The organism is Rhodoferax sp., assembly GCF_018063565.1.
Lineage (GTDB): Bacteria > Pseudomonadota > Gammaproteobacteria > Burkholderiales > Burkholderiaceae_C > Rhodoferax.
Genome location: NZ_JAGPBB010000005.1, coordinates 85,763 through 92,470, shown reverse-complemented (window position 1 = coordinate 92,470; position 6,708 = coordinate 85,763). Strand labels below are relative to the sequence as shown.

At 63.1% G+C, this 6,708-nt stretch carries 8 protein-coding genes; 4 read left to right on the top strand and 4 right to left on the bottom strand.

Going from position 1 to position 6,708, the window contains the following annotated elements; translation table 11 throughout:
• The 3 genes from KBF66_RS02585 to queG form a co-directional block, all read right to left on the bottom strand.
• Positions 1-547 (bottom strand): succinylglutamate desuccinylase/aspartoacylase family protein (locus KBF66_RS02585; protein ID WP_296651734.1); only part of this gene is annotated, 547 nt, incomplete at its 3' end.
• Entirely contained in the window at positions 540-1,646 is a 1,107-nt protein-coding gene (locus KBF66_RS02580) for a dipeptide epimerase (protein WP_296651731.1), read from the bottom strand. The genes KBF66_RS02585 and KBF66_RS02580, both read right to left, overlap by 8 nt.
• A 113-nt stretch (positions 1,647-1,759) precedes the next feature.
• Positions 1,760-2,812, bottom strand: coding sequence for a tRNA epoxyqueuosine(34) reductase QueG (gene queG, locus KBF66_RS02575; RefSeq protein WP_296651760.1), 1,053 nt, complete (start codon positions 2,810-2,812; stop codon positions 1,760-1,762).
• On the opposite strand from queG, the gene tsaE reads away from it, so the two are divergent.
• Together tsaE and KBF66_RS02565 are read left to right on the top strand one after the other, a co-directional pair.
• Entirely contained in the window at positions 2,777-3,340 is a 564-nt protein-coding gene (tsaE, locus tag KBF66_RS02570) for a tRNA (adenosine(37)-N6)-threonylcarbamoyltransferase complex ATPase subunit type 1 TsaE (protein WP_296651728.1), read from the top strand. The genes queG and tsaE overlap by 36 nt on opposite strands.
• Positions 3,337-4,776, top strand: a complete 1,440-nt coding sequence (locus tag KBF66_RS02565; RefSeq protein ID WP_296651725.1) for an N-acetylmuramoyl-L-alanine amidase — start codon at positions 3,337-3,339, stop codon at positions 4,774-4,776. The genes tsaE and KBF66_RS02565 overlap by 4 nt, the downstream gene beginning before the upstream one ends.
• 16 nt (positions 4,777-4,792) lie before the next feature.
• Here the strand turns inward: KBF66_RS02565 and KBF66_RS02560 are convergent, their stop codons facing one another.
• Positions 4,793-5,410 carry a nucleoside/nucleotide kinase family protein gene (locus tag KBF66_RS02560; protein WP_296651755.1) on the bottom strand — a complete coding sequence of 206 codons (618 nt, stop codon included), beginning with the start codon at positions 5,408-5,410 and terminating at the stop codon, positions 4,793-4,795.
• Positions 5,411-5,658: 248 nt separating this feature from the next.
• Here KBF66_RS02560 and KBF66_RS02555 point away from each other — a divergent pair, with 248 nt between their 5' ends.
• Both KBF66_RS02555 and KBF66_RS02550 read left to right on the top strand, forming a co-directional pair.
• Positions 5,659-6,360, top strand: coding sequence for an AzlC family ABC transporter permease (locus tag KBF66_RS02555; protein WP_296651722.1), 702 nt, complete (start codon positions 5,659-5,661; stop codon positions 6,358-6,360).
• Complete coding sequence (locus tag KBF66_RS02550) at positions 6,360-6,689, top strand: AzlD domain-containing protein (protein ID WP_296651752.1); 330 nt, start codon at positions 6,360-6,362, stop codon at positions 6,687-6,689. Before KBF66_RS02555 ends, KBF66_RS02550 begins: the two co-directional genes overlap by 1 nt.
• Positions 6,690-6,708: the final 19 nt, after the last annotated feature.

Sequence of the window (6,708 nt, the reverse complement as noted above, 5' to 3'; positions counted from 1 at the left end):
GGCGTTGCTGCACCCCCACCGCATAGGTCGACAGCCAGCCTTCCACCACCCGACCTACGCCCAGGCGCAGCGCCAGTGCCTGCTCTTGGGCAGCATGGGCAAATGGCTCCAGTTGCCCGCTATTGTCCGGCGGGCCGATCATCGCAAAGGCTTGCGATCGGGCCTGAAAAGAGTGCAAATCCAATAGCACATCATGCCCGGCCAGCAAGGGGCAAAGCAGGTTGGCGACATGATCCTCGTAATCTTGCGGGCTGGCGCTGGGGCGCAGGTTGCGGTTCAGGTTGCGCTCACCGTTGCGTTGCACCTTCAGGTAGGCCAGCGGGTTGGTCACCGGCACAAAAGTGACCGCTCCGCACGCCAACTGCAGCGTCCCTGCATCAAGTTCCGCCACCACGCGTTCAATGCCGCGTGCACCACATACTTCGTTGCCATGTACGGCCCCCAGCACGATCAGGCGGGGACCCGGCGGCAACGCTTCGAAGCGGTGGATGCGCAGTTGGCTGGTCGGATAGGCAGGCAACACGGTGCCATGGGTGGTTTCAGACATGGTAAACCTTCACATTCGTCAAGCCCTGCACGGCGGTGATGCCCAGACCCGGTGCATCGGGCAACTGAATCCACGGTCCGGACATCTTCATGCCCCCCTCCACGGCGCTGCCGTTGCAGAGTTGCGGGCCATCCAGATCGATGTAGGCCACCACATCGTCACTCGCCACCGCCACATGAGCCGCTGCGGTGACGCTGATCGCGCCTTCCAGCATACATCCCATCATGCAGGTCCGATGGTGCATACGCGTCAGACTGGCCACCTCCAGTGCACCGCTGATACCCGCTGTTTTCATCAGCTTGATGTTGATGATGTCGGCGCTGCCGGTACTCAGAATATGCAAGGCATTGGCCACGGTGAAAACGGCCTCATCGGCCAGAATGGGGGTCAGCGTATGGTCGGTGACAAATTTCAAGCCGGCTAGATCGGTGGCCTTGACCGGTTGCTCGACAAACTCCAGCACCACACCACTCTTCTCCAGCGCCTGAATCACCTGCACCGCCTGCTTGGGCTCCCAGCCTTGATTGGCATCCAGATACAACAGCGTGTTGGGACCCACCGCGCGCTGGATGGCCCGCACACTCTCCACATCGTCGCGCCAGGTCTGCCCACCCACCTTGATCTTGAGAGCATCAAAGCCATCGGCAACGGCACGCAGGGCATCTTTGACCATGAGGTCGATCGGGTTGACGCTGATCGTCACGTCGGTCTTGATCTGCGGTTCACCACCACCCAGCAGTTGGTACAGCGGCAGCCCCACACTTTGCGCCCGCAGGTCGTACAAGGCAATTTCCAACCCGGCCTTGAGGCTGCTGTGATGCACCAAGCCATGGTGCAGTGTGCGCAGCAAGGCATTGAAGTCCAGCAACTTGCGCCCGATCAGCTTGGGCGCAATCAGGGCCAGGCCGGCACGCATCGAGTCAATCAGATCGCCGGTAATGACCGCCGTCGCGGCGGCAGATCCATACCCGACAAGCCCACTGTCGGTTTCGATCATCAGCACCAGATCGTGCACTTCGTTGACGGTGCGCAAGGCGGTCTTGAATGGCACCTTGAGGGGGACTTTGACTTCACCGACGGTGATGCGATTGATCAGCATGGCATTGTGTTGCGTGAATCCGGCAGTGGCCGCGATGCATCAGCAGAAAATCGGGCATTGTAGTGAGCACCCAGGCTGACTGCGGCCAGACTCCTGTACCTTTGTGCACAGGTTCAAGCGGCCCATCGCAGTGCCCAGAGCACATGCTCGCGCACCATCACATCGGGGTGCAACCGCTGCGCCTGCAGCGCCTGCCGCATGGCCTCTGCTGTTACTGCACCCGGATCGGCGCGCAACGCATTGCCGAGCGCCACCGCCAGATTGCGCAGCCAGCGCACATGACCAATACGCCGAATCGGGCTGCCCTCGGTCAGGCGCAGAAAGTCCGCCTCACTCCAGGCCCACAAGCGCAGCAAGTCCGGGTCGGTCAGCGCGTCGCGGGCGGCAAAGTCAGGCAAGGGGCTGCGGCGGGCAAATTTGTTCCACGGACAGACCAGCTGGCAGTCGTCACAACCGTAAATTCGGTTGCCCAGCAACGGGCGCAGCGGCTCCGGGATCGGACCCGCGTGCTCGATCGTCAGATAAGAGATACAGCGCCGGGCGTCGAGCCGGTAGGGTGCCACGATGGCCTGCGTCGGGCAGACATCGATGCAGGCACGGCAACTGCCGCAGTGACTGGTCTGCGCCGGTGTAGCCGGCAGGGCCATATCGACAAAGATCTCACCCAGAAAGAACATGGACCCCGCGTCACGATTGAGTGCCAGCGTGTGTTTGCCACGCCAGGCCAGGCCACTGCGCGCCGCGAGTTCCACCTCCAGCACGGGTGCCGAGTCGGTGAACACCCGGTACCCGATAGGTCCTAACCCGGCGTGAATCTGCTCTGCCAGGCGCTGCAGGCGACTGCGCAGCACCTTGTGGTAGTCACGTCCGCGGGCGTAGAGCGACACCACAGCCTCGGTCGGGCGTTGCAGGCGGCCAAGCTCAAGCGCAGGCCATTGCGCCGGGGTATCGGCCGGCAGGTAGTCCATGCGGGCGGTGATGACACTCAGCGTACCCGGCACCAGCTCTGCCGGGCGTGCCCGTTTGCTGCCATGCGCGGCCATATAGGCCATGTCGCCGTGACAGCCATGCGCCAGCCACGCCGATAATCCGGCCTCTGCCTGCTGCAAGTTCACGTCGGCCACCGCGATTTGCGAGAATCCCAGTGCCTGCCCCCAGTCCTGTATTCTGGAGACCCACTCCCGTCCCTGATCATGTGTTGCGATGTTGTTCACCCGACGATTGTAAAAACCGTGCTGTGGCCCGACGAGCGCGCCACCGGGGCTTTTGCGGCCCGGCTGGCAACACTGCCGGCGTTGCACAACGCATTCATTGCCATCGACGGTGAACTCGGTGCCGGCAAAACCACCCTGGTGCGCCACCTGCTGCGGGCACTGGGCGTGACCGGGCGCATCAAGAGCCCTACCTATGCGGTGGTTGAGCCCTACACGCTGGCACAACTGGCGGTGTGGCACTTTGACTTTTACCGCTTCAACGACCCACGCGAATGGGAAGATGCCGGGTTTCGCGATATCTTTGCCAGCCCGGGGCTGAAACTGGCCGAGTGGCCCGACAAGGCCGCCGCTTGCCTGCCAACGCCCGACCTCAGCCTGCAACTGACTGTGGCGGACGACGAATCGCGCCAGGTGCGCCTGAGCGCCCGCAGTGTCACTGGCCACGCCTTGCTGGCGGCGGCGCTGGAGACCAGCCCATGAAACGACGCACCCTGATCCAGGGCGGCACCCTGGCGCTGCTGCTGAGCGGGCAGGATCTGGTCTGGGGCGCCAACATTCTGGCGGTGCGGGTATGGCCGGCGGTAGATTACTCGCGCGTCACCATCGAATCGGACGCGTCGCTGAGTTTTACCCAGAATTTTGTGCCCAATCCACCGCGACTGGCGGTAGATGTGAGCGGCATCGAGCTGAACGCCGCGTTGAAAGAGCTGGTGGCCAAGGTCGGCCCGAGCGACCCCACCATCAATGGCATTCGCGTCGGGCAGTTTGCCCCCGGCCTGGTTCGACTGGTGGTGGACCTGAAGCAATCCGTTGCACCGCAGGTGTTCAGCCTGCCACCGGTGGCGGCCTACCGGCACCGGCTGGTGTTTGACTTGTACCCGACGCAAGTGCAAGACCCGCTGGCGGCGCTGATTGCCGAACGCTTACAGGATACCAGCGCTGCATCCGCACAGGCGGGCAGCTCTGTCGCGCCGCAATCCGGCCAGGACCACGACCCGCTGGGTGAACTGATTGCGCAGAAGGGCACAGCAGCCGCGGCCATGGTGTCCGCTGCGCCTCCCCGACCGGGTGACGCCCAACAGATTGCCACTGTTAATATAGCTAATAAACCATACGGAGAAAGCGCTGGCGCACAAAACCTTGCAAAAAATGCAGGCGCCACAAGCGCAGCGTCGCTGGCGGGCGATGCGACCGACCGGCTGATCATCATTGCACTCGATCCCGGTCACGGTGGCGAGGACCCGGGTGCCATTGGCCCGGCCGGTACCTATGAGAAAGATGTGGTGCTGCGTCTGGCACATCGGCTGCGTGAACGCATCAATGCGACCACCAGCAAGGGCAACGCCATGCGCGCCTTTCTGACACGTGATGCAGACTACTTTGTGCCACTGCACACCCGCGTCGACAAAGCGCGCAAGGTCAAGGCAGACCTGTTCATCAGCCTGCACGCGGATGCGTTTTTCACACCCAACCCGCAGGGGGCGAGTGTGTTCGCCCTGAGCCAGGGCGGCGCCTCCAGCAGCGCTGCACGCTGGATGGCCGACAAGGAAAACAAGGCCGACCTGATTGGGGGTGTCAATGTCAAAGTACGTGATGCCCAGGTCAAGCGCGCTATTCTTGACATGAGCACCACGGCGCAGATCAAGGACAGCCTGCAACTCGGTGGCAACATGCTCCATGAGATCCAGCGCGTGGGCAAGCTGCACAAACCACGGGTGGAACAGGCGTCGTTTGCGGTGCTCAAGGCACCCGACATCCCCAGCGTGCTGGTGGAGGCCGCCTTCATCAGCAACCCGGAAGAAGAGATCAAGCTCAACAGCGACGACTATCAGGAGCAGTTGGCCGATGCCTTGATGCGCGGGATCGAGCGCTACTTCGCCAAGAATCCACCGCTGGCACGCAGTCGCAGCCTGTAGTCAGGCAGTCGCCGCTTCACGACCAGGGCACACACAGGTCGGCTTTGTGGCGGGTGCGGGCAATGCGCACCGCGTTGGGCTCATCGGTGCTGGCGATCCAGCTCAGCGCACGCTCCCGGCTGCGACCAAAAAACAGGTGGCGTTGCAGCAGACGCTCGCGGCGCAGCACGTCGTCCACATCAAGGTACCAGACTTCATCAATCTGCTCACGCACCCGCGGCCAGGGGCTGTCGTCCAGCAGCAGGTAGTTGCCCTCGGTGACGATGAGCCGGGTATCGGGCAGCACCGCAATGGCGCCGGCCACCGCTTCTTCCATTTCACGCCGGTAATCCGGCGCGTAAATCACCTCCCGCGTGCCCTGCTGCGCAAGACGCTGCAGCAGGTTTGCGTAGCCGGCTGCGTCAAAGGTATCGGGTGCGCCTTTGCGGCCCGAGCGCCCGAGGCGCAGCAACTCGCTATTGGCAAGATGAAAGCCGTCCATCGGCACCACCTGCACGCCATCGGGGAACTCGGCGGCCAGCGCTTTCGCCAGGGTGGACTTGCCGGCACCGGGCGGTGCCACGATGCCCAGAATGCGGCGCTGACCCGAATCAAGCAACGCCTCCACCCGGCTGCGGCACAGCGCGGGCAACATCATGGGGGCCTCAGACGGCGCGTGCATGATGGGGCTGCTGTGGGTCATACAACGTGCCACAGCGTTTTGGCGGCGCAGCGTTGAGTCCCGCCACGCCACTGCCGTGAGCACAAGCGGACAAAAAAATGGCAACTTTGGGCGGCTTCCTCATGGTGAATTCCTGTAGCTGATTGCGCATTATCAAGGGTACCCGGGCCGCGATAATGTCCGGGCTGCGTGGTTTGTGCAGTACCCCCGAATCGTCGCTGATGTTCTCACCCGTCCCTCCCCCTGTCCCGGCCAAGGTGCCTTCCGTTTCGGTATGGACCCTGTCCATCCCGGTGGCCATGGGTTACGTGCCGCTAGGCATGGTGTTCGGTTTCTTGTTTGTGCAGGCTGGTGCGGTATGGTGGCTGGCACTGGTCGCCAGTGTGCTGGTATTTGCGGGTGCAGCCCAGTTCATGATGGTGTCGATGCTGGCCGCAGGACTGCCGGTGGCGTCGATTGCCCTGGCCACGCTGATTGTCAACCTGCGCCATGTCTTTTACGGGTTATCGCTGCTCGAACGCCTGCCGACATCGCCGTGGGCGCGCTGGTATCTGGTGTTTGCCCTGACCGACGAGACCTACTCGGTCCTCACCACTTTGCCCAGTGGCACCAGCCCGCGGCAAATGGTGGCTGTTGCCCTGCTGAATCAGACCTGGTGGGTTTTGGGCACGGTACTGGGTGCGTTGATCGGCACGCAGGCGCAAGTGCCGCTGGTTGGACTGGACTTCGCACTGACGGCGCTGTTTGCGGTGCTGGCCATCGAGCAGTGGCGCAGCGCCCACAACGCAGCGCCCTTGTGGGTGGCGTTGGGCAGTTACACCCTGGCCCAGATCCTGATGCCTGGCCAGGCTTTGCTGGTAGCCATTGCCCTGAGTGTGCTGACCGGTTGGCTGATGGCACACGGCCGGGAGCCCATTCCTTGATGGACCCCGTTTACGCCCTGACGGCCATGGTTGCCATGGCCGTGGTCACCTTTGGGCTGCGTGCCCTGCCGTTTCTGGCGGCCAGATTCCTCAAATCCCACCTCATCGTGCAGAAACTCGGGCGCTTTTTGCCCTTGGCCATCATGACGCTGCTGTTGCTGCACACGCTGGTGGGCAGTGCACAAAATAACCCGTTCGGCCCGTGGGCCGAACTGCTGGCAGTGGCCTGTGTGCTGATGCTGCAGTGGTGGGGTCGCCACGCCCTGCTGAGTATTCTGGCCGGGACGGCGCTCTACGTGCTGCTGCGCAACTCGGCGTGGCTGGGGTAGGCTACCGCCTGCCCGGGTG

What these genes read in the sequence shown, in the direction of transcription:
- KBF66_RS02580 (WP_296651731.1), bottom strand. Translation starts at nt 1,646, where the DNA reads ATGCTGATCAATCGCATCACCGTCGGTGAAGTCAAAGTCCCCCTCAAG.
- KBF66_RS02565 (WP_296651725.1), top strand. Translation starts at nt 3,337, where the DNA reads ATGAAACGACGCACCCTGATCCAGGGCGGCACCCTGGCGCTGCTGCTG.
- KBF66_RS02560 (WP_296651755.1), bottom strand. Translation starts at nt 5,410, where the DNA reads ATGTTGCCCGCGCTGTGCCGCAGCCGGGTGGAGGCGTTGCTTGATTCG.
- KBF66_RS02555 (WP_296651722.1), top strand. Translation starts at nt 5,659, where the DNA reads ATGTTCTCACCCGTCCCTCCCCCTGTCCCGGCCAAGGTGCCTTCCGTT.
- KBF66_RS02550 (WP_296651752.1), top strand. Translation starts at nt 6,360, where the DNA reads ATGGACCCCGTTTACGCCCTGACGGCCATGGTTGCCATGGCCGTGGTC.